Origin of the sequence: Pseudoalteromonas sp. SWYJ118 (assembly GCF_015864505.1) — a bacterium.
Taxonomy (GTDB): Bacteria; Pseudomonadota; Gammaproteobacteria; order Enterobacterales; family Alteromonadaceae; genus Pseudoalteromonas; species Pseudoalteromonas arctica.
On the sequence record NZ_JADYXC010000005.1, the window covers coordinates 16,439 to 40,108 of the forward strand.

At 39.4% G+C, this 23,670-nt stretch carries 19 protein-coding genes and 1 pseudogene; 14 read left to right on the top strand and 6 right to left on the bottom strand.

All coding sequences use genetic code 11. The annotated features are described in order from the left end of the window. Positions 1 to 6 precede the first annotated feature (6 nt). The 7 genes from I6F48_RS07170 to I6F48_RS07200 all read left to right on the top strand — a co-directional run bounded on the left by I6F48_RS07170 (position 7) and on the right by I6F48_RS07200 (position 7,969). Positions 7 to 1,614 (top strand): carboxyl transferase domain-containing protein, encoded by a 1,608-nt coding sequence (locus I6F48_RS07170; RefSeq protein ID WP_197119144.1) that lies wholly within the window; start codon positions 7 to 9, stop codon positions 1,612 to 1,614. 12 nt (positions 1,615 to 1,626) lie between these two features. Then, positions 1,627 to 2,397, top strand: a complete 771-nt coding sequence (locus tag I6F48_RS07175) for an enoyl-CoA hydratase/isomerase family protein (protein WP_197119145.1) — start codon at positions 1,627 to 1,629, stop codon at positions 2,395 to 2,397. Between the two features lie 8 nt (positions 2,398 to 2,405). Further along, entirely contained in the window at positions 2,406 to 4,424 is a 2,019-nt protein-coding gene (locus I6F48_RS07180; protein ID WP_197119146.1) for an acetyl/propionyl/methylcrotonyl-CoA carboxylase subunit alpha, read from the top strand. Then, on the top strand, positions 4,424 to 5,320 hold the full coding sequence (locus I6F48_RS07185) for a hydroxymethylglutaryl-CoA lyase (protein WP_197119147.1): 897 nt from the start codon (positions 4,424 to 4,426) through the stop codon (positions 5,318 to 5,320). The genes I6F48_RS07180 and I6F48_RS07185 overlap by 1 nt, the downstream gene beginning before the upstream one ends. Positions 5,321 to 5,383: 63 nt before the next feature. Further along, entirely contained in the window at positions 5,384 to 6,082 is a 699-nt protein-coding gene (locus I6F48_RS07190) for a CoA transferase subunit A (protein WP_197119148.1), read from the top strand. 14 nt (positions 6,083 to 6,096) lie between these two features. After that, positions 6,097 to 6,753 (top strand): CoA transferase subunit B, encoded by a 657-nt coding sequence (locus I6F48_RS07195; protein WP_007580251.1) that lies wholly within the window; start codon positions 6,097 to 6,099, stop codon positions 6,751 to 6,753. A 334-nt stretch (positions 6,754 to 7,087) separates the two neighbouring features. Beyond that, positions 7,088 to 7,969 carry a LysR family transcriptional regulator gene (locus tag I6F48_RS07200; RefSeq protein WP_197119149.1) on the top strand — a complete coding sequence of 294 codons (882 nt, stop codon included), beginning with the start codon at positions 7,088 to 7,090 and terminating at the stop codon, positions 7,967 to 7,969. Between the two features lie 771 nt (positions 7,970 to 8,740). On the opposite strand, the gene I6F48_RS07205 is transcribed toward I6F48_RS07200, so the two are convergent. Both I6F48_RS07205 and msrA read right to left on the bottom strand, forming a co-directional pair. Further along, positions 8,741 to 9,517 carry an amino acid ABC transporter substrate-binding protein gene (locus tag I6F48_RS07205; RefSeq protein ID WP_197119150.1) on the bottom strand — a complete coding sequence of 259 codons (777 nt, stop codon included), beginning with the start codon at positions 9,515 to 9,517 and terminating at the stop codon, positions 8,741 to 8,743. Positions 9,518 to 9,652: 135 nt separating this feature from the next. Next, the gene (msrA, locus tag I6F48_RS07210; RefSeq protein WP_197119151.1) at positions 9,653 to 10,942 is read right to left on the bottom strand and encodes a peptide-methionine (S)-S-oxide reductase MsrA; all 1,290 of its coding nucleotides are present in this window, start codon (positions 10,940 to 10,942) and stop codon (positions 9,653 to 9,655) included. Between the two features lie 256 nt (positions 10,943 to 11,198). Here msrA and pxpB point away from each other — a divergent pair, with 256 nt between their 5' ends. The 6 genes and pseudogenes from pxpB to I6F48_RS07240 all read left to right on the top strand — a co-directional run bounded on the left by pxpB (position 11,199) and on the right by I6F48_RS07240 (position 16,275). Further along, a complete protein-coding gene (gene pxpB, locus I6F48_RS07215) occupies positions 11,199 to 11,864 on the top strand; it encodes a 5-oxoprolinase subunit PxpB (RefSeq protein ID WP_197119152.1) in 666 nt (221 codons plus the stop codon). After that, positions 11,857 to 12,783, top strand: coding sequence for a biotin-dependent carboxyltransferase family protein (locus tag I6F48_RS07220; protein WP_166376327.1), 927 nt, complete (start codon positions 11,857 to 11,859; stop codon positions 12,781 to 12,783). Before pxpB ends, I6F48_RS07220 begins: the two co-directional genes overlap by 8 nt. 22 nt (positions 12,784 to 12,805) lie before the next feature. Then, positions 12,806 to 12,913 (top strand): annotated as a pseudogene (locus I6F48_RS21485) (5-oxoproline transporter, DUF979 family subunit); the annotation flags it as partial. After that, the gene (pcp, locus tag I6F48_RS07230) at positions 12,906 to 13,574 is read left to right on the top strand and encodes a pyroglutamyl-peptidase I (protein ID WP_080670012.1); all 669 of its coding nucleotides are present in this window, start codon (positions 12,906 to 12,908) and stop codon (positions 13,572 to 13,574) included. The pseudogene I6F48_RS21485 and the gene pcp, both read left to right, overlap by 8 nt. 153 nt (positions 13,575 to 13,727) lie before the next feature. Then, positions 13,728 to 15,401, top strand: a complete 1,674-nt coding sequence (gene asnB, locus I6F48_RS07235) for an asparagine synthase B (RefSeq protein ID WP_010552851.1) — start codon at positions 13,728 to 13,730, stop codon at positions 15,399 to 15,401. Next, positions 15,385 to 16,275 (top strand): PhzF family phenazine biosynthesis protein, encoded by an 891-nt coding sequence (locus tag I6F48_RS07240; RefSeq protein ID WP_197119153.1) that lies wholly within the window; start codon positions 15,385 to 15,387, stop codon positions 16,273 to 16,275. Before asnB ends, I6F48_RS07240 begins: the two co-directional genes overlap by 17 nt. An 18-nt stretch (positions 16,276 to 16,293) precedes the next feature. Here the strand turns inward: I6F48_RS07240 and egtD are convergent, their stop codons facing one another. Both egtD and egtB read right to left on the bottom strand, forming a co-directional pair. Further along, positions 16,294 to 17,268, bottom strand: coding sequence for an L-histidine N(alpha)-methyltransferase (gene egtD / locus I6F48_RS07245; protein WP_197119154.1), 975 nt, complete (start codon positions 17,266 to 17,268; stop codon positions 16,294 to 16,296). Beyond that, positions 17,265 to 18,536 (bottom strand): ergothioneine biosynthesis protein EgtB, encoded by a 1,272-nt coding sequence (gene egtB, locus I6F48_RS07250; RefSeq protein WP_197119155.1) that lies wholly within the window; start codon positions 18,534 to 18,536, stop codon positions 17,265 to 17,267. The genes egtD and egtB overlap by 4 nt, the downstream gene beginning before the upstream one ends. A 627-nt stretch (positions 18,537 to 19,163) precedes the next feature. Between egtB and I6F48_RS07255 the strand changes: the two genes are divergently transcribed. Then, on the top strand, positions 19,164 to 20,744 hold the full coding sequence (locus tag I6F48_RS07255) for a BCCT family transporter (RefSeq protein ID WP_166419013.1): 1,581 nt from the start codon (positions 19,164 to 19,166) through the stop codon (positions 20,742 to 20,744). A gap of 258 nt (positions 20,745 to 21,002) precedes the next feature. On the opposite strand, the gene I6F48_RS07260 is transcribed toward I6F48_RS07255, so the two are convergent. Both I6F48_RS07260 and I6F48_RS07265 read right to left on the bottom strand, forming a co-directional pair. After that, entirely contained in the window at positions 21,003 to 21,713 is a 711-nt protein-coding gene (locus tag I6F48_RS07260) for a 3'-5' exonuclease (protein ID WP_166419014.1), read from the bottom strand. A gap of 3 nt (positions 21,714 to 21,716) precedes the next feature. After that, entirely contained in the window at positions 21,717 to 23,612 is a 1,896-nt protein-coding gene (locus I6F48_RS07265; protein WP_165727499.1) for a DUF294 nucleotidyltransferase-like domain-containing protein, read from the bottom strand. Between the last annotated feature and the right edge of the window lie 58 nt (positions 23,613 to 23,670).

Consider the following 23,670-nt stretch of genomic DNA (forward strand, 5'->3'; position numbering starts at 1 on the left):
TAAACCATGACGATTTTAAAATCGAGCGTTAATCCTCACGATCCAACGTTTGTGCAAAACCATAAAAACATGTCGACGCTGGTGGATGATTTACGCAGTAAAGTAGCCACTATTAGCCAAGGCGGAGGCGCCGCATTAAAAGAGCGCCACGAAGGCCGTGGTAAGTTATTTGTACGCGACCGTATAAGTACGTTAATTGACGAAGGCTCACCGTTTTTAGAAATTTCACAATTTGCGGCATTTGGTGTGTACGAACAAGCAATACCGTGCGCCGGTGTTGTAGCCGGTATTGGCCGTGTTAAAGGCATTGAATGCATGATTATTGCAAACGATGCCACGGTTAAAGGCGGTACGTACTTTCCGCTTACTGTTAAAAAGCATTTACGTGCACAAGATATCGCAGAGCGTTGCCACTTACCGTGTATTTATTTGGTTGATTCGGGCGGTGCAAACCTGCCAGAGCAAGACGATGTATTTCCCGATAAGCTGCATTTTGGTCGTATTTTTTATAATCAAGCGCGTATGTCGGGTAAAGGTATCCCACAAATAGCCGTGGTAATGGGGCTGTGTACTGCAGGGGGTGCATATGTACCTGCAATGGCCGATGAAAGCATTATTGTAAAAGATCAAGGCACTATATTTTTAGCAGGCCCGCCGCTGGTAAAAGCAGCAACAGGCGAGGAAGTAACAGCCGAAGAACTTGGCGGCGCCGATGTGCACTGTAAAGTGTCGGGTGTTGCCGACCACTTTGCTGAGAATGATGCTCATGCGCTTTCTATTGCGCGCCAGTGTATTGAGCGAATTAATTACACACGCCCTACAGCCCCTCTTCTAGAGGATGTAAAACCACCGCGTTACGATATTAACGAGCTTTACGGCATTGTAGGCACCGACCTTAAAAAGCCATTTGATGTACGCGAAGTAATAGCGCGCACAGTGGACGACTCATCATTTGATGAATTTAAACGCTACTTTGGTGAGACACTCGTCACCGGTTTTGCCAGCATTTATGGCAACCCTGTTGGCATAGTGGCTAATAACGGTATTTTATTTAGTGAGTCGGCGCAAAAAGGCGCGCACTTTATTCAGCTGTGTGCTCAGCGCAATATTCCTTTGGTGTTTTTACAAAATATTACTGGCTTTATGGTGGGTAAAAAATACGAAGCCGAAGGCATTGCAAAGCACGGCGCTAAAATGGTGATGGCGGTTTCGTGTGCTGATGTGCCTAAATTTACAGTACTTATTGGCGGCTCTTACGGCGCAGGTAACTACGGAATGTGTGGCCGTGCATTTGAACCTACCATGATGTGGATGTGGCCTAATGCCCGTATTTCGGTAATGGGCGGCGAGCAAGCAGCCGGTGTAATGGCGCAAGTTAAACAAGATGGTTTAGCACGCAAAGGTCAAAGCATGAGCGAGCAAGAAATCAGTGACTTTAAAAAGCCAATTATTGATCAGTACGAAGAGCAAGGTCATCCGTATTACGCCAGCGCCCGCTTGTGGGATGACGGCATTATAGACCCTGCCGATACGCGTAATGTATTAGGGCTTGCGTTAACGGCTGCGAACAACGCACCAAAACGTGATTCGAAATTTGGCGTATTTAGAATGTAACCGGAGCGCAAAATGTCAGTAACACTACAAATAACAAAATCTAATGTGGCTGTACTTGTGTTAAGCCGCCCAGAAAAAAGAAACGCATTTAACAGTGAAGTAATACACGAACTGATTCAGTGTATTGAACATGCAAATACGCTTGATATTCGCGCTTTGGTTTTAAAAACTGAAGGTAAGCATTTTTCAGCCGGTGCCGATTTAGCCTGGATGAAATCGATGGCGGATAACAACTACACCGATAACCTAGCTGATTCAATGCAATTGGCTAAATTAATGCAGGTATTGGCAAACTCGCCACACCCTACAATTTGCGCCGTGCAAGGGGCTGCTTTTGGTGGTGCACTGGGTTTAATAGCTTGTTGCGACATAGCCCTTAGTAAAGACGATGCGCAATTTTGTTTAAGCGAAGTAAAGCTGGGCCTTATTCCGGCTGTTATTAGCCCGTATGTAATTAAAGCCATTGGTGAGCGCTCTGCTCGCAGATACTTTTTAACGGCTGAGGTATTTGATGCGCATACCGCTAAGCAACTGGGTTTAATTCATCAAGTAACCGGTAATTTAGACTGTGCACTCGATAACATGTTGCAAACACTGATTGATAACGGGCCTATAGCAGTAAAAGCCGCCAAAGCATTAATTAACGATGTAGCAAATAAGCCGATTACCGATGAACTCATTGAGCTTACCGCTGAGCGTATTGCAAAAATTCGCGTATCTGAAGAAGGTCAAGAAGGGCTAAGTGCTTTTTTTGATAAACGCTCACCCGCTTGGCAACTGTAGGATTAATTATGAACACACAACGATTACAAAAAATACTGATTGCCAATCGCGGAGAAATTGCGTGCCGCGTAATGCGCAGCGCAAAACAAATGGGCTTAACCACGGTCGCGGTTTATTCTGATGCAGACAAACATGCCCAGCACGTAAAAATGGCTGACGAGGCTTACCATATTGGCGCTGCGCCAAGTAAAGACTCGTATTTAGTGGCAGACAAAATTTTACAAGTAGCCAAAGACTGCGGCGCTGATTGTATTCACCCGGGGTATGGTTTTTTATCTGAAAACAGTGAATTTGCTAAGGCCTGCGAAGCGAACAATATTGCTTTTGTAGGGCCACCAGCAAGTAGCATTGAAGCAATGGGATCTAAAACCCGCGCTAAAGAAATAATGGCAGCTGCTAATGTGCCATTAGTACCTGGTTATTACGGTGATAAACAAGACCCTGCTTTTTTACAAAGTGAAGCTGAAAAAATTGGCTACCCTGTACTAATTAAAGCCGCCTTTGGCGGCGGCGGTAAAGGCATGCGTGTGGTTGAAAAAGCACAAGACTTTATGAGCGCATTACAAGGTGCGCAACGTGAAGCCATTGCCGGTTTTGGTAACGATTTAGTATTGCTTGAGCGTTACGTAAACCAGCCTCGCCATGTTGAAGTGCAAGTATTTGCAGATAACCATGGCAACTGTGTTTATTTAGGCGATCGTGATTGTTCTTTGCAACGCCGTCATCAAAAAGTAATTGAAGAAGCCCCTGCTCCGGGTTTATCTGACGAGCTACGCAAAGAAATGGGCGAAGCAGCTGTACGTTGTGCACTGGCTATAAATTATAGAGGCGCAGGTACGGTTGAGTTTTTACTGTGTGGCGATGAATTTTTCTTTATGGAAATGAATACGCGCCTTCAAGTAGAACACCCCGTGACCGAAATGGTAACCGGTGTAGATTTAGTCAACTGGCAAATTAATATTGCGGGTGGGCAAACATTGCCACTAACACAAAGTGATATTCAATTGCAGGGTCATAGTTTTGAAGCGCGTATATACGCAGAAGATCCAGCTAACGACTTTATCCCGTGCTCGGGCACTATTGAAGCACTGCATACACCGCTTAACAGTGAATTTGTACGCATTGATACAGGTATTGCACAAGGCGATGAAATCAGCCCATTTTACGACCCGATGATTGCAAAGCTGATTGTGCACGACGATAATCGCGAACAAGCACTGGGCCGTTTACAACACGCCCTTGAGCAATTTCATTTAGCGGGTTTTAGCACTAACATTGGTTTTTTACATAATTTAGCAAGCCACCCTACGTTTAAACAAGGTGCGCCCAGTACGCACTTTATTGCAGAGCAAGGTGACTCGTTAGTAGCGGTTGATGAGCAGCTGTTGCAAGCAAGCCAACTTATTGGTGCTTTTGCATATTTAGAATCGTTAACTAACACACAAAATGCGCCAAGCAGCGCAAGTCCGTGGCAACAACTAAGCGGTTTTACACTCAATGCGCCGCAAGCAATTAAAATTCCTTTTGCCGATTTACAGCTAAGCGCTATAAAAACGACAGCGGGCTATAGTATTACGCATAACGAGCACGTATTTACCCTACAAGGCACATTAAATAACGGCCTATGCACTGTATTTATTAACGGCGAAAAACACAGCGCACACGTAACTACGGTAGGTAATAATACCGTTGGCAATAGTACAGTAGCTAATAGTGTGACAGTGATGAATAAAGCACTGCAAACTAAGCTTGAACTAGTTGATAAACATTATATTAGTTCGCACGAAAGCGAAGCACTTCCACTTGCCGCCCCGCTCAATGGCACGGTAGTAAAACACTTAATTGACATTGGCAGCACAATTACCAAAGGCGATGCGGTTGTTATTATTGAAGCCATGAAAATGGAATACACGCTTAACGCGCCTCACGACGGTATTTTAAAAAGCTATTGCTTTGGTGAAGGTGAATTGGTAACGCATGGTGCCCTGCTTGCGATAGTCGAAGATACGACTGAGGAAGGTGCATAATGAGTGCTTTTCCGAGTAAAGTCCGTATTGTTGAAGTTGGCGCGCGAGACGGCCTTCAAAACGAAAAAACAGTCAGTACAGCGGATAAAGTAGCGCTTATTAACGCGCTAAGTACGGCAGGTTTAAAAGACATTGAAGCCGGCGCGTTTGTATCCCCTAAGTGGGTTCCGCAAATGGCAGACTCGGCTGATGTAATATCAGCACTTGATTTACCTGATGTGAATTTAAGTGCCCTTACACCTAACTTAAAAGGTGCGCAAGCAGCGCACGCTGTTGGCATTAAAGAGTTTGCTATATTTACCGCTGCGAGTGAGTCGTTTTGTCAAAAAAACATAAACTGCTCAATTGATGAAAGTATTGAGCGTTTTAGTGAAGTAATGGCGTTTGCTAAAGCGAATAATATCCGCGTACGTGGTTATGTAAGCTGTGTGCTAGGTTGCCCTTATGAGGGTGAAATTAACCGGCAAGCAGTACTGAGTGTATCGCAAAAGCTATTAGATTTAGGATGTTACGAAGTAAGCCTTGGCGATACCATTGGTGTTGGCACCGCTAAAGAAGTAACGCAATTAATCGAGTTACTTTTAACGCACATTGATAAAACCAAACTTGCCGTGCATTTTCATGATACATACGGCCAAGCGCTTACAAATATTTACGCAGCCTTAAGCCTAGGTATAGCAACGGTTGACGCAGCAGTTGCAGGCCTTGGTGGCTGTCCTTATGCTAAGGGTGCGTCAGGAAATGTTGCCACCGAAGATGTAGTTTACTTGCTGCAAGGGCTTGGCATTGAACACGGAATTGATTTACAAAGGTTAAGTGACGCTGGCTGGGAGATAACCAAAGCACTTGGTAAGCAACCTGTGAGCAAAGTATCTGTGGCACTACACACTAAATAGCTATCTTATAAAATGATAATTCAAGATAGTTAACAACAAATAGCACACAATGAGGAGAGACTCATGGCCGGTTTTGATAAGGTAGTTTATAGCTACGAAGCTGCAATGGAAGGATTAAAAGACGGCGATACCATTATTGCCGGTGGTTTTGGTTTATGTGGTATTCCTGAGGGCTTAATTAAACAAATTAAGCACATGCAAACAAAAAACTTAACTGTAGTATCTAATAACTGTGGTGTTGATGACTTTGGTTTAGGTATTTTATTACAAGACAAACAAATTAAAAAAGTAATTGCCTCGTACGTTGGCGAAAACGCCCTATTCGAGCAGCAGTTATTGAGTGGCGAAATTGATGTAGAGCTTACACCTCAAGGTACACTTGCTGAAAAAATGCGTGCTGGTGGCGCGGGTATACCTGCGTTTTACACCGCTACCGGTTACGGTACTCCTGTGGCTGAAGGGAAAGACGTAAAAGAATTTAATGGTCGCCCGTATATTTTAGAAGAGTCTATAACAGGTGGATTTGCCATAGTAAAAGCATGGAAAGCCGATCGATACGGTAATTTAGTGTTTAGACACACCGCCATGAACTTTAATCCAATGGCAGCAACGGCTGGTAAAATTACCGTTGCCGAAGTAGAAGAAATTGTAGAGCCGGGCGAGCTTGAACCAAGCCAAATTCATACCCCGGGTATTTTTGTAAATCGCGTTATTAAAGGCAGCTTTGAAAAACGCATTGAACGTGTAACAACACGAGATTAAGCAGGAGCATAATTATGGCATTATCACGTGAACAAGTTGCAATGCGCGTTGCACAAGAACTTCAAGACGGTTACTACGTAAATTTGGGCATAGGAATTCCGACACTCGTCGCAAACTATGTACCGGATGATATTGAAGTTATGTTACAGTCCGAAAATGGCCTTTTAGGCATGGGCCCGTACCCTACTAAAGCAGAGCTAGATGCCGATATGATTAACGCGGGTAAAGAAACCGTGACAGCAGCTAAAGGTGCAGCCATATTTAATAGTGCAGATAGTTTTGCCATGATACGGGGTGGTCATGTAGACTTAACTGTTCTGGGTGCATTTGAAGTTGACCAGAACGGCAACATCGCATCGTGGATGATCCCTAAAAAGCTGATTAAAGGCATGGGTGGCGCGATGGATTTAGTCGCTGGCGCGAAAAACATTATTGTTACTATGACCCATGCAAGTAAGCATGGTGACTCTAAACTATTAGAAGCCTGCTCTTTACCGCTTACTGGCGTTAATTGCGTTAAAAAAATAGTGACAGATTTAGCCGTACTAGAAGTTAAAGACGGCGCATTTCATTTATTAGAACGCGCTCCGGGCGTAACTGTTGATGAAATCATTAGTAAAACAGCAGGTAAATTACTTGTTGACGGTGAAGTACCAGAAATGGTTTTTTAGGCTTTAGCTTAAAAATAACGCTTTCCCCTGTACCGACCTCATTCCCAGTGCCAATGGCGCTGAGTTACCCAAAATCCCTCTCACGAGGGATTTTTTTTATCTTTTGCCATTATTTTTACCGTCATTCATACATCTGTAGTAAATTTTATCTATAATACAAATATAAATTAAATGTAAGCGCTTAGATTCTTTGCACTATTTTGTGGATAGTCTGCACCCTTTTTGTGAACTAGCGTTAAATTTATTTTTAACCTACTGATATTTATATATTAAATAGTTGGTTCAAATTTTGCCTAAGTAAGGCGTCTCAATAAATTAAATAATTCTGGAAAACATGCAAACTCCTATTCGTGGCCTTCGCTCTTTTTGCTTTGCCGCAAGAAGCCTAAGTTTTAAGCATGCAGCTAATGAGCTGTACTTAACGCCGTCTGCGGTAAGCCATCAAATAAAACAACTTGAAGAACAACTTGGTATTGAACTTTTTCAACGTAAAACGCGTTCAATTAGCTTAACCACAGCGGGTAAAAACTTTTTTGATGCAGTGTCTCCTATCATCACAATGTTAGAGGGCACCATTAACGAGTTTAGTCAGATGCAGCAAAATACAAATTTGACAATTACGTTGCCTGAGTTTTTTGCCAGCGAGCTACTCATGCCTAAATTAAGTGAGTGGACGTCAGAGCATCCTAATATAAATTTACAAATGGACACGCTCAAGACGCGCAAAGAGTTAACGCGCCATAGCGATTTATCTATTGTATTGTCCTCAGGTAAACCTACTGAAGGATTAGCAACAGAGTTGTTTAACCTTGAATATATTCCTGCATGTAATAAAAAATTGCTCGTTCAATGGAAAGACGATCATCGTCAAGCGCTTAACCAAGTTCCGCTCATCCTCCACAAAGCTCGCCCTTGGGCATGGCACCAGTGGGCCGAAAAAGCGGGGATTGATGACTTTTCTCCTTCGCAGATTATTCAAATAGATAGCATGTTTGGTGTAGCGCGTGCAGCGCAGCAAGGCATGGGCATTGCGCTTATCCCACTGCCTATTAGTCAAAGCTGGTTAGATGAGCAATGGCTTTATAAATTATTCGAACAGCCTTTAACAACTAAAGATAAATACTATTTAGTGCAGCACGAATCAAGCACGCCTAATCACCCGCTTGATTTATTTGCGAAGTGGGTTGTAAATACGTTTAGAAAAATTCAAGAGTAACTCTCTATTAGGCGAACTTATTAATACAGCCATTGTGTGTTGTATTTATGGTTCGTCTAAATCCTAAACCTCACTTTATACCAACTCCAATAAATAGCTGATCTATTTTACTTGCTAAAACAACCCATTTCTTTGTTGTAAATTTCGCAAAGGGAACAACCATTTACATCAATTTACGCCTAGAACTGAATTATTTTTTCGGCGTAAAATTTAGATCACATACTTAATGGAATTGGTGTTATTTTTCAGTAATTTCTTTAAAATACAATCTATTAAAACCACAGACTAGACTAAAGTCTATAGTTAAATTTTTTTCACTCATTGGTTTCATTTTTATCGTTTGTCGAAAATAGAGTTAAATATTAAAGTTACTTCATCAGCTCGAAACAATTAAGTTTAATTGTTTATTAAGAGTAATAAATGCAACCTTTTGAGTTTTAGTGACTCAAACCTTGCAGTGAAAAGAATCTTTATATTGTGTGTGAAGATGTTGTCAGTGTGAAAAATGGTTCAAGTTAGGTGGTAACTTGGCTTGAACTGTTTTTATTCTTGGCTCAAACCACATGATATGCAATACAAATGCTTTGAGAGCGTAGCAAACAGAATCTTTATATTGTGTGTGAAGATGTTGTCAGTGTGAAAAACGGTTCAAGTTAGGTGGTGACTTGGCTTGAACTGTTTTTATTATTAAACCACATACATAATATAGCTATATACAGATTAATACATTTTAAAAAGCCCCGTAAGTTATAACTTACGGGGCTTTTTTAGTTAATTTTTTACTTGATACTCTTTTTTTAATTTACTTATTTGCACTTTATGTGAAAGCAAAAATGTATCAAATTGCTTAACTACCTCAGGGTAGTCAATCGACGATAATAAAAAGGCTTGTAAATCTGTCGGCAATTCGTTTTGAAAATAAACGGGTCGGGTTAATTTGAAATATTTAACAATATTATAGTTTAATACATCGTTAGATATGTAAATACACTCCACTCGCTCTTTCAAAAGCATCTCTATTAATTCCATTACATTAGCGGTTTCAATTAGCTCAACGTTTTCGTTATTCATTAAAGGTTTAAAGCTTTGAGACGTAAACCCTCTCACCGTTGCAAAACTAACGCATTCATCAATAGTGATATTTTTATTTAAACTCGCAATACCCGTTTTAGTCACAACGGTTGGCTGCGAATAAATAATTTCATTTAAATCATCAAAGGAAGCTTTATAACTTGGTTTCCATTGAGGGTTATCTGGATATTTAAAATCAACATGATGGTGATCAATAAATTCTTTATAAAGACGATTAATTGGCAGCGTGTAAAACTCAAATTCAAAATCGTGCTGCTGGGCGAACAAAGTAAGTAATTTTTGACTGAAGCCATAATAATCTGCACCATTTGTTCCACTACCATCAAAGTAAGGTAGATACTCTATATTCTCTACGCCGACGACATAGTGGGTTGCCGACTTAGCATCTGTAATAAAAATTAATAAAGCTAAAGGCAAATACATTAACTGCGTTGTTATTTTTATAAATTGATTCATTTACAACCTAAGTAATATTATTGATGTGTAGCTCAACGCTTTAATTTTAACAAATTTGCAAAGAATATGATAAATCTATTTTATTTTATGCAAAAAAAAAGCCTGATTAAAATCAGGCTTTACAAAGTAAAAGGTTTAGCTTTTATCTCTTGGTACAAAATCGAGTACTGTTGCGTTTATACAGTAGCGGTCTGTGCCTCTAGGGCCTTCTCCTGGGAATAAATGACCAAGATGAATACCTGTACTTTTAGAACGTAGCTCAATACGTGTTATTCCCCAGCTGCTATCGTCATGCTGCGTTACACTACTTTTTACTGGGTGCTTAAACGACAACCAACCAGTACCGGAGTTAAACCTATCGCTTGTATCAAATAGTGGCTCTCCACTTAATTTATCAACAAAAGTACCATCAGGTGTATTTTTAAACTCTTTGTACTCTTTACAATAAGGTCTATCTGTTCGTGCATCGAATGCAACTTTATAAGCATCACTGTTACCTAATTTAAAAGCGCCTAATGCTTTATAAAACTCTTCAGGTGTTGCATAGCCTTGACGGCCATATACCTCAACGCCATTTTCTAGAAACAAAATAGTCGGCGTTGCCCACGTGGCTGACTTAATAGTTAAATCATTAAGTTGGTCAGCATGGCGAAATGTCATAGGTATTGTGCCTTTGTAATCATTTGCGACTGCTTTTTTAAATTTTTCACAGTACGGGCAGTAATCACGGGAATCAAGTACCACTATTTGCTTACCTGCGAGTAGAGCACTGTTGTCTGCTTTTTCTACGGGTGTTTTATTAAAAACTATGCCTGTAGAATGATCGGGGCAATAGCCATTAGGGTTCTTTTCTAGATAATTTTGGTGATATTCTTCTGCCGATACAAAACCTGTAAGCGGTTTAATAACCGTTTCGATTTTGCCGTAGCTCGCATCAGTTAAAAGCTGCTGATATTGCGATTTAACTTGCTCAGCTACTTTAGCTTGTGCATCAGTAGTCGTTAATACAATTGAACGGTATTGCGTACCGATGTCGTTACCTTGGCGATTTTTTTGCGTAGGATCGTGACTTTCAAAATAGTTTTTTAAGAGATCTTCTGCTGAAATTATATTGCTGTTATACATAACTTGCACAACTTCAGCATAATTGTTCTCGTCAAAACGACGAGACTGATCAGTAATATTTCTGTACGTTGCTTTAAACCCATTACCGTCAGCATAACCCGACTCAGCATCAATAACGCCATTAAGCGCTTCGTAGCGTTTTTCTGCTCCCCAAAAACAACCAGACCCCAGTACAATGGTTTCTACATGCATGGTGGCTTCTACATTACTGTGTTCTACCTTTTCCATAGATAAAGCAAAGCTGCCTGCGCTAAATATAATAGCAGCGCCTGATAAATATAATAAATGCTGGTGTTTCATAAAGTACCTCATAAACAAGTGCGTGCTAATTAAGACCTCCTTATCTTAATTTTCATTTCAACCTAATTACTTATTTAGTACGAAATGTATTAAGTTTTAGTCCTCAATAAGTTAAATACGATTAATTGAATATAAAAACACTCTTAAAGTAAGCTGGGTAAATAAACACTAAACATAACGACTTAGTCGCAATGGTGTAAATAAATTAATAAAACTGTGTTACGTTTAAATTATGTTGTACAAATAGGTTTATTTAATGAAGCCAGCTCCCCATATTTATGCATTAACAAACAGTAGTTTACTGCTTGATGCATCGCATTTAGACGCTATAGATAGACTCTCTATTCAAAAGAAAATTTGGGCTTTAACCAGCCACTGTAAATGCACTGATGAATTTACCGATTTGGTGCCAGCCATGAACTCGCTCACTCTCTATTTAAAATCAGATAAACACTTAAATAAGTGGTTAAAAGTGCTACCTTCGCTGTGGAATGATATTAAAACGAGTACTTTTAAAGGGCAACATCACTTAATCGAAACCATATACAAGGGTGAGGATATTAATTACGTGGCTCGTTATCATAATTTAAGCGCTGATGAGGTTATTAATATTCATAGTAAAACCAAATACCACGTTTTATTTTTAGGCTTTCAGCCCGGTTTTGCCTACCTACATGGCTTAAATCAGCAATTACATACACCAAGGCGTGATGAGCCACGCATTAAAGTTCCTAAAGGCTCTGTTGCGATAGGTGCTGAACAAACCGGAATTTACCCCGCAGATACCCCTGGTGGTTGGCACATAATAGGTCATACAGATACTGCTTTGTTTGATTCGACCTCGGAGCAACCTTGTTTAATTCAACCAGGCGATACGCTTGAATTTGTTCCGCTAGTTAATAAAGGAGCAACTCATGATTAAAGTACTTAGAAGTGGTGTATTACTTACAATTCAAGATTTTGGCCGTGAAGGCTACCGCCATTTAGGTGTAAGCAAAGCGGGTAGCTTAGACCCATTTGCACAAATAATTGCTAATAGATTACTTAACAATAACGACAATGATGCCGTTTTAGAAATAACCGTTGGTTTGTGCGAGCTGGAATTCACCTGCGACACAGTAATTGCGCTTCATGGTGCAGATTTGCAAGCAACCCTTGATGGACAAGCAATTTACCCTGGTTGGACATACGCAGTAAAAAACAAACAAGTACTGAGCTTTGCTACTGGTAGAGCCGGCTTAAGAGCTTATTTAGCAGTGAAAGGCGGTATACAAAATACTGATGTTATGGGCTCTAAATCTACAGATTTAAACGCATGTTTTGGTGGTATTGAAGGTAGAGCTCTCGCCACTGGTGATGAAATACCTATTACTCCTTATTATGGAGAGTTTATAAAAGTAGGCGCAATTGCTCCCGCCCAGCGCAAGCTTATACGACTGCACCCAAGTCCTCATGCTAATTTATTAGGCGAGCCTTTACTTAACAACTTTGTATCTACCGCATTTAAAGTTAGTAGTAACAGCAACCGAATGGGCGTAAGGCTTGAGCATAAAAATAATTTGGCACATTCGCACTCTTTGCCATCACTAGGGGTGAGTCCTGGGAGTATTCAACTGCCACCGAATGGTGAGCCTATTGTGCTACTTAACGATGGTCAAACAACCGGGGGCTACCCTCTTTTAGGGACTGTAATTGAAGCCGACTTACATCAATTTGCACAATTTAGACCTTTAGATACTGTTGAATTTAAATATGTAACGTTTGAAGAAGCAGCAAAGGCGAAGCAGAAACTTGACGGGCACCTACATCAATTGAGCCTTGCACTTAAAAATAACCTATAAAATATTCTAGAATCAACACGCCCTAGATTTAAAAAATAGGTACCATGTAATAAAGGTTCAAATTCCGACGGCCGTTTCCTTACTCGCCGTTAATATTATTTTAATGTATAGCTTGGTGTTTAATGACTAAATCAACTTCTACTATGCCGTGTGTATTAATAACTGGCTTTGCTCCTTTTGGTGGCGAAGCTATAAACCCTTCTTGGCAAGCAGTGCAAAAACTTGATGAAACTATCATCATGAAACACAAAATATGTACACTAGAACTTGCCTGTGAATTTAATACGTCTATCAGTCAGCTTATAAACGCCATTGAGTCGCACAATCCGGCGGTTGTTTTATGTATAGGCCAAGCTGGTGGGCGCAGCGAAATATCAATTGAGCGTATTGCAATAAACGTTGACGATGCACGCATTAAAGACAATGCAGGTAAGCAGCCTATCGATACACCAATAGAAAAAAATGGCCCTGATGCCTATTTCACAAACTTACCAATAAAGCGCATGTTACAAGCATTGCACAACAGCAATATACCTGCTGCCATTTCCAATACAGCAGGTACTTATGTGTGTAATCACGTTATGTATGGTCTTATGCATTACATAAATGATCACTGCGCTGTAATGAAAGGTGGCTTTGTGCATATTCCTTATTTACCAAGCCAAGCTGTGCACCACAATGGCGCACCAAGCATGAGCGAAGAAACCGTTATTAATGCCCTGAGAGTTATGATTGCACAAGCTTTGAACAATAATAGCGACGTAAAAATAGCAGCAGGAACCACGCATTAACCACTTTGGTGCAATTACATCTAGCTTGGTGCATAAATTATTCTTAATTAATTGTAAAAGCTATGTGACTTGAGTAATTTTTTCTGATAAAACAAGGTTTCGCAGCACAGCAAATTGGCTCTGCTGCACACATAATAGGAATGAGGAGTTACTATGTGTTCAATTTTTGGGGTATTAGATATTAAATCTGATCCCACTCAATTGCGTACCCAAGCAATTGAAATGTCAAAGCTGCTTAGACACCGTGGCCCAGATTGGTCTGGTGTATATGCATCTGAAAAAGCTATTTTAGTGCATGAGCGTTTAGCTATTGTTGGTGTATCAAGCGGTGCGCAGCCTTTATACAATCCTGAAAAAACAAATATTTTAGCGGTTAACGGCGAGATTTATAATCATAAAGAACTTGCAGCAGAGCTAGATGTTGATTTTACTTTTCAAACTCAATCAGACTGTGAAGTTATTTTAGCGCTGTATAAACAAAAAGGGCCTGACTTTTTAGATGACCTAAATGGCATTTTTGCATTTTGTTTATACGATGAAGAAAATGACGCCTACTTAATTGGCCGTGACCATATTGGTATTATCCCGCTTTACACCGGTCACGACGAGCACGGTAACTTTTACGTTGCTTCTGAGCTAAAAGCACTTTCTCCAATTTGTAAGCATATTGAAGAATTTCCTCCAGGGCATTACCTGTACAGCAAAGATGGCAAAATGACGCCTTATTACAAACGTGATTGGGAAACATTTGATGCAGTTAAAGATAACAGCGCAGAAGCGCAAGACGTTAAAGATGCATTAGAAGCGGCCGTTAAACGCCAATTAATGTGTGACGTGCCTTACGGTGTATTACTGTCTGGTGGTTTAGACTCATCGGTTATCTCTGCTATTACCCAGCGCTTTGCTGCAAAACGTATTGAAGATAACGACGAAAGCGATGCATGGTGGCCTAAGCTGCATTCTTTTTCAGTAGGTCTTGAAGGCTCACCTGATTTAGCGGCTGCACAAAAAGTAGCTGACATGATTGGTACTATTCACCACCCTATCATTTTTACCATTCAAGAAGGTATTGATGCATTACGTGAAGTGATTTACCACATAGAAACCTACGACGTAACAACAATTCGTGCCTCTACACCTATGTACCTAATGGCTCGCCAAATTAAAGCAATGGGCATTAAAATGGTGTTATCTGGCGAAGGTGCTGATGAGCTATTTGGTGGTTACTTATACTTCCATAAAGCCCCTAACGCACAAGAGTTTCATGAAGAGCTAAACCGTAAAGTATCAAAACTGCATATGTTTGACTGTTTACGTGCTAATAAATCAATGGCGGCATGGGGCGTAGAAGCACGTGTACCGTTTCTTGATAAAGAATTTGTTGATGTTGCTATGCGTATCAACCCTGAAGCTAAAATGTGTAAAGATGGCAAAATTGAAAAACACATTTTACGTGAAGGCTTTGAAGGTTACTTACCTGATGAAGTGCTATGGCGTCAAAAAGAGCAGTTTTCAGATGGTGTTGGTTACAGCTGGATTGATACGTTAAAAGAGTTTGTAAACGAGCAAGTAAGCGATCAAGAGCTTGCAAATGCAAAATTTAAATACCCTATTAATACACCAGATTCAAAAGAAGCTTACTACTACCGTACTATTTTTGAATCGCATTTCCCTGGTGATGCATCAGCTAAATGTGTACCGCATGGTAAATCAGTAGCGTGTTCGACTCCTGAAGCACTTGCATGGGACGCATCGTTCCAAAACAATGCTGATCCATCAGGTCGTGCTGCAGGCGTTCATAACGACGCATATGCAAGCAAAGGTTAATACTCTTTGTTTAGCGAAGCGTAAGCCTAAATGGCTTACGCTTCGCTTTATAGAGCTCACTTCCACCAAATCTGTTTTTTATAGCCCTGCACATAACTTAAAAGGCTCAAGTGCTTTAATTGTTATTTATAAAAATGGGTTAACATCAAAAACAATGCAATATATTGCATCACAATCAACTTACCCTGCTACCGTATTTTTAAATCAAAATGAGATAACTAAACGCCATTGTAAAATTCGCTGGTTTAATCAAGCGAGTGAAATTAAACGCTGTGGACATGGTACTTTAGCAGCCGCTAATTTTTTAATAGACCATTTGGGTTATTGCCCTGAAGTATTTACTTCAATGAGTAATGAGCGCTTTACTATAAGAGTAAAAAAACAACGCGCTCAGCTGTTACTAAAAAGCATAGAGCCTAAAAAAAGCGAGTTAGCTGAAGGTGAGTTACAAAGTGTGTTTTCAGTAGCAATAAAAGCAGCCTATAGCACCGGTGATAAAAACGGTTACACGGTTGTATTATTTAATAAAGAATTTGATGAAGAATTCGATAAAGAACTTGAAAAAAACTCCGATGAAAAACAGGACTTAAAAAATTTACACATTGATTTTAAAGCTTTGAGTAAAGCCCATAAAAATGCCGTTATTGCGCTTAATATACAAAATAGAAATGAAAAAACTGCCATAGCGCAGTTTAGATACTTTGCCCCTCAGTTTGGTGTAAATGAAGACAGTGCTACAGGCTCTGCGGTATCTGTTATTGCCCCCCTGCTATTTAGACTACACGGTTTAAATAAAGCTATGCTTGTACAGCAGTCAAATAGTGGCGCATTGCTAAACTATGAGTTTAACAATGCTAAAGTTGTCATTTACTAAACATAACTTAAGTAATGCTTAAAGCGGTCTTAATAAACACAGGGCAAAATAGTTACTATCGTCTTGCCATGTTTGCTCTAACTTTAAATTAGCTTGCGCTGCAAGCTGCTTAAACGACTCGAGCGTGTACTTGTGAGAGTTTTCTGTATGGATACTTTCGCCTTCTATAAAGTCTATTTGCTGATCATTTATAATCACGCTTTGAGTACGATTACTTACTAAATGCATTTCGATACGGCTATGTTGCTCGTTAAAGCGTGACTCGTGGCTAAAGTTATCTATATTAAATGTGCCGTTTAGCTCGTTATTAATACGTTGTAGTAAATTTTTATTAAAAGCAGCGGTAACTCCCGCTTTATCGTTATATGCATCAAGTAACACTTGGCGCTCTTTTACTAAATCAACCCCAATTAATACATAACCATTTACACCGCATAAGCGATGGAAATTATTCATAATTTCTATGGCTTTAACTGGGGCAAAATTACCAAGAGTGGAGCCCGGAAAGTACACCAAATTAGTTTGGCTGTCTAAAGCGGTGTCTTTGGTTAACTGTTTGACCATTTGGCTGTGTGTAAAGTCTCCTAATAATGGCGAAATTGCCAAATCTGGAAATAACGGTGACAAATGTGCAAGTGAATAACTGAGCATCTCCTCAGATATTTCAAACGGTACAAAGGTTTTAACGTTTGCCATATGCGCTAATAAATAGGCTACCTTTTTACCCGAGCCACAGCCGGGCTCTATAATAGAGAGGTTTTCAGGTAGCATTTGAGCAATCGACTTCGAATGTTGCTCTAATATAGAAAGCTCCGTACGTGTTACGTAATACTCTTGTAAGGTTGTTATTTGCTCGAATAATGCAGCGCCTTTATCATCATAAAAATATTTACACGGAAGTGTTTTTTGTTGTTGAGTTAACCCATCCACAACGTCATTTGAAAATTCAGTGTCGGTTATGTTGCTTTGCTTAATCGCTGTTACTTGGCTCATACTATATCCTTAGCTAGTCTTATTCCGCTGCACATCCACGCTTGATGCGGGTAATAAAAATTACGGTATGTTTGTCGTAAATGGTTTTGAGGGGTAAACACACACCCGCCGCGTAATACCATTTGGTTATTCATAAACTTACCATTGTATTCCCCTGCTACGCCTTCAATAGTTTTAAAACCGGGGTATGGTAAATATGCACTGTTCGTCCATTGCCAGCATGAATCAGTTAACTGACTTATTTTAGTATCATCTTTTACTGGTTGAGGTGTGAGATAACGTTCTTCTGCTTCAACCAAATAATCGTTCTTAGCCGCATATTCCCATTCGAACTCTGTAGGCAAACGCGCTTTTACAAAATTAGCATAGGCACTGGCCTCAAAATAACTAACATGGCAGATGGGGGCATTTAAATTAAGAGGCTTCAACCCATAGTGTGTAAACTCAAACCACTCGTTATTTATGCGATGCCAATATAATGGCTGTGTTAATTTGTTATTTTGAATGTTTGCCCAACCATCGCTCAGCCAATACTGTGGGTCGCTATATCCACCGGTATTTATAAACTCTAAATATTCACCATTAGTGACTAACCTGTTAGCAAAGCTAAATGGATGAATTAATACTTGGTGCTTAGGTAGCTCGTTATCATATGCAAATTCGTCGTCGGCATTTGTGCCTATATTAATAATGGCTTGCTCAAAGTTTATAAAATTAAGAGGCTTAATATGAATTGGTTTATTTTGATTAGTTAAAAGTGATGTTTGATATTGTGGAAATAATGGGTTTACTGAAAAGTTATATTTGATGTCCATAAGCATCAGCTCTTGATGCTGTTGCTCGTGGTTTAATCCAAGATCAATAATATCTTTAATTTGTGGACTAACTTCGCTCTTAAGCAATTCAATAATACAGCTATCTACATGCTTTCTATAAGCTAACACTTCATCTAAACTAGGTCTGGATAAACTACCTCGGTTGGCGCGCTTAAATTGCTCTCCAATACCATTGTAGTAAGAATTAAAAAGCATTCTATAGTGAGAGTTAAACACAGTGTACTGCTTGCAATAAACACTAAGTAAAAACGTTTCAAAAAACCAGGTGGTGTGCGCTAAATGCCATTTGCTTGGACTGGCATCTGCCATAGCTTGTAGTTGGCAATCTTCTACAGTGAGTGGTTCAATAATAGCCAGACTTTCGCCTCTAACGCTGCAAAAGCGTTTAACAAGTTCGTTTTTATTGGTATTGTTTAAAGCGCATTCACTCATAATAGTATTAATCCTTTTCCTATCTATTTATAAAATATAGCTTAGGGCTGTGTTAAATCATATTCATATTACAACTTGATTAAATATACTTCTCAGCTTATAAATTTATACTAGCCCTAGAGAGAAATTTGCTCTTTGCTGCTCAGTTTTTAATTATTCTCATGTGTATGTGAGCATGTAGAATAACGCAGGTTTGTAACCGCACCGTTAGGTTACAAACCTAGGATCGATTAAACTACTCCTAAATAGAACAATTTTTAATCCTAAAAGGTCAACAAGCTCTAACATTTAAGCATTAATTAAGTTGCTTAAAAGTGATCTTTTTTTACTTAACCAAGTAAATTAATACTTTTAATAGCAAACTAATTTTTAACGTTCACTGAATTTATAATTTTAGAGCTTTTAAACAAAAGAATCATGAATTTGGCCATATAAACAGCGATTTAAATACAAATTCATTTACATTTAATATTTAACTCATACACTACTAGCTGTATGATCACTCTTCAAATTAGTTAGTCTTCAAATAATTACGGTATTACTTTTACTTAATATTTAAAGGCTAATGTAATTCGATATGACGCCGAATTTATTTTCGGCTTGTTAGGACAACTAAAGAGGTATTGCATGAAGGAAAATCATGACAAATATAGTATTGACAGTACAGACTACACTGTAGGTCAAGACAACGTACAAAAATGGGGGCTTGATATACATAACTCTGTTTTCGGCATAAGTGCCGGACTGATTGTCATTTTTTTAATCGCCATTCTTGTTACCGATCCACAAACGGCTAAATCTGCGCTTGATGGTATAAAAACAGATATCATCAATAACTTTGACGCCTTATTTATGTGGGCTGCTAATTTTTTCGTTGTTTTTTGTTTAGCGCTTATTGTTTCACCTTACGGTAACATTCGTTTAGGTGGTGATGATGCTAAACCTACTCATTCACGTATTTCATGGCTAGCTATGTTATTTGCTGCTGGTATGGGTATTGGCTTAATGTTTTGGGGCGTTGCTGAACCACTCGCTTATTATACAGGCTGGTTTGAAACACCACTGAACGTAACACCTAATACACCCGAGGCAGCAAAAGTAGCAATGGGCGCAACTATGTTCCACTGGGGCCTTCACCCGTGGGCTATTTATGCCGTTGTAGGGCTTTCACTTGCATTTTTTACTTATAATAAAGGCTTACCGCTTTCTATTCGTTCTATCTTTTATCCTATTTTAGGTGATAGAGCATGGGGCTGGCCAGGTCACCTTATCGACATTTTAGCCGTGCTTGCAACCCTGTTTGGTCTTGCTACTTCTTTAGGGCTTGGGGCACAGCAAGCTTCTGCAGGTATAGACCATGTATTTGGTACCTCAGGCGGAGTTGGTTCGCAAATCTTAGTCATTATAGGTGTTTCACTTTTAGCTATTGTTTCAGTAGTTCGTGGGATTGATGGCGGCGTTAAGGTACTTAGTAATGCCAATATGCTAATCGCCTTAGTTTTGCTTATCTTTGTTTTTTTAGTAGGCTTTGCTGTTTCTGTAGGTAATATCCCGACTACTGTTATGGGCTATATAGAAAATATAATTCCACTAAGTAATCCTCATGGTCGTGAAGATGAAACTTGGATGCACGGTTGGACTGTATCTTATTGGGCATGGTGGATTTCTTGGTCACCGTTCGTAGGTATGTTTATCGCGCGTGTTTCTCGTGGTCGTACAATTCGTGAATTTTTAATTGCGGTATTACTTGTCCCTACTGCTGTTACTATTTTATGGATGTCGATTTACGGCGGCATTGCTATTGATCAAGTAGTTAATGGTGTGGGTGAATTAGGTGCTAATGGCTTAACTGAAGTACCTCTGGCTATGTTCCAGATGTTTGATGCATTACCTCTATCTAATATCTTATCGTTTATTGCGATTGTACTAGTATTAGTGTTTTTTATTACGTCATCGGACTCTGGTTCTTTGGTAATTGATTCAATTACTGCCGGTGGCAAAATTGATGCTCCAGTACCACAGCGTATTTTTTGGGCAGTGACTCAAGGTGCGGTAGCCGCTGCATTACTTTGGATAGGCGGAACTGAAGCGATTCAAGCACTTCAAGCTGGCTCTGTATCAGCAGGATTACCTTTCACTATTGTATTGTTATTTATGTGTTTAAGCTTAGTTTTAGGTTTGCGAACTGAGCCTCGCCCAATTAAATAATACTTTTAGGTAACACTTTTACTTAGTAGTACTTTTACTTAGTAACAAAGCGCCGCAATTTTTTGCGGCGCTTTTTTGTTTAATACCAATCTGCTTATATAGGGTCTATTTAACGTTAAGAAAATTACGCTAGAACTAGGCAAAAATTTTTAACGACGTTATAGTAAAATTTAATTCGTTAAATTGATCAAAGATTTATGCAGGTTGGTATAACTATTTAAGATTATCAATTCGCTTAATAAAGTGATCTAATTGGTATTATACCCACAACTCTGAAATTGGAGTATCTACACGGTAATGATGACTCAGCTGCGCTTGTAATAGCTCAGCGGTAGCAAGAGCATCTGTTAATGCATTATGGTTTTGATACGCGGGCAAAGAATAACGCGCACGGCAATCTGTTAATCTGAGTGAGCCAAGTTTTGTGTTAAACAATCGACCTAATACTCCCTGCCTTGCTTTTAGTGCTCTTTTTTCTAACTCCATTGTATCAACAAGTGCAAACTCAATACCTTCTTTAAGCCTCAGTAATAACGCATTATTTAAAAAATGGCGCTCTATTGCAGCGTAATGCACCACGACAACTTTGCCACTTAGCGCTTCAAGTAAAGGTTCAATAATTCGGTTAAAGTCAGGAGCGTCATCCACCTCAGAGTGCGTTATTCCATGGATTAAAATAGACTCTTCATGCAGGTTACGTCTAGGTTGAACAACCCAATGCCGGCTGTGCTTACAATAAATACGCTTTAAATTAAATGGCACTAAGCCAACACTCACAATATCGTCGTTCTGGCTATTTAAACCTGTTGTTTCAAAGTCCATTGCTACAAAAGGCACATCTTCTACTGCGGCTTTATCTTGGTTATAAGCACCTGCATAAAAGTGTTTTAACAATTTATTTTTGGTGTTGTTGGCAAGCTCGTTATATCTAGCTTGCCAATCAAGTACTTTATAATTACGTGGATTCATAGGCTACTTCACACCAGAATTTGCTGTGTAGCTAAATTTTAAATAGCTTTGTGCTTTTTCTAAAATAGCAAACGCCTCTTTTAAATTTCGCTGCTCGAACGGAGACAATAAATGTGGATCTAAGTCATTATCAGGCTCTTCGCCCTTCTCTATTTGCCACGCTTGATGACGAATTCGCATCATAGCAATATACTCAAGTGCATCACGTAAATCTTGGGCTTTACCCTGCGGTAATAGTTTAGCTTCAATAATATCTTCTAAACGCTCAAACGAATTTTGTTTACGCGAACCAATCGCTAACGCATGCACGCGTATAACATCAGAAAGCGGTGCTGTACCTCTTCGCTTTAAGTTCATTGAACGTTTATGCTGGCCATTATGCTCCATAACAAAGCCTTTAAAAAAACCAAGTGGCGGTGTTCTATTTCGAGCATTTGCTGCCATGTTAGCTAGAAATATACGATTCGCTTTACTTTGTTTCGCTATAAATATTTTAAGCTCATTAGCCCACTTAGTTTTACCCCACACCCCGTCTAAATCAAAAAATATAGAACTATTAAGCAGCGCTTGTGGTTTTGGCTGAGCAATCCAATCAGCAAATTGATCAAACCACTCTGAGCGAGTTTTACGCCACTTTTTAAACGACGCCATTATTTCGCCATCACAATAGGTATAACCACATTGCGCTAGGCCATCACAAACAAAGTCTGAGATATTTTGAAAATATTCATTATGTTTTTCGTCGTCGTAACTGTCATCTAAAATTAATGCGTTATCTTGATCAGTTACAATAAGTTGCTCGTCGCGAGCCATTGAGCCCAGTGCAATAAAGCAATAAGGAACGGGAGGTGGGCCAAATTTTTCTTCAGCTAATACGAGTAATCTTTGCTTAAATGTACGCCCGATAACAGCCATGGCAGTACCAATCATGTGTGAATTTGCATCTTCATTAACCATGCGTACAAATACATTGGGTAATTGGCGTGCATAATGCGCTAAATCCTCAATTGTTTGTTGAGCAAGTATGCCGCGCACAAGTAATAAGCTGCTTTGCGATTCATAACGTAAAATATCAGAGAGTGATATAACTCCTATAGGACGTCTTTTTTGTACTACAGGCAAATGATGTAAGTTGTCTCTAAGCATGGCCAGTACGGCTTCGAAAATATAGTCATTAGCATCTAAAAGCACTAAGTTAGTCGACATAATCTCTTTTGCTTGAGTATTAAAATCAAGTCCTTTAGCCACTACTTTTGAGCGTAAATCCCTATCGGTTATTATGCCAACGACTTGCCCATCATCTTCCTCAGGGTCATCATTTATAGGTTTATTTACATCAGTTACCAAAACTGACGAAACGGCCTCTTCGGTCATCAATTTTGCAATATCTTGTATTGTAGATGTTGCATCTACGGTGACTACATCTCTGTGAATTAATGATTTTACTTTAGCTGTTGTAAGGTCATTGCCATCGGCTTGTTCAACAATAGCTTGATGTAAACGCACGTTACCATCTGTTTCAAAGTAATCAGCAAACGCATCAAACTCATCACAGTAACGATTAAATAGCTCAACATTTATACAATAAACTAACGTATCTTCAAGAGCAGTTGCAGGAAAACGCACCTTACGGTTCATCAATAAACCCATTTGACCAAATATTCCTGCAATGGCCAAACGATTGTATAGCTCACCATTTCGGCGATACATTTCTACAGAACCACTTCTAATCACATACAAATCAGATATGTCTTGTCCAAAACTTAAAATGTCTGTTTTTGCTCTAAAATAAGCAACTTCTACTTGTTGAGCTAGCTCATTAAGCGCTTTTTGAGGTAAGTCATCAAAAGGAGGATGTTGTGCTAAAAATTGTGCGATTTCAACTTGTTCGGCTTGCATAAATCCCTTCCTGTATGCGCATTAAAATGACTAAATATGTTTTGCAGATTAACACTAT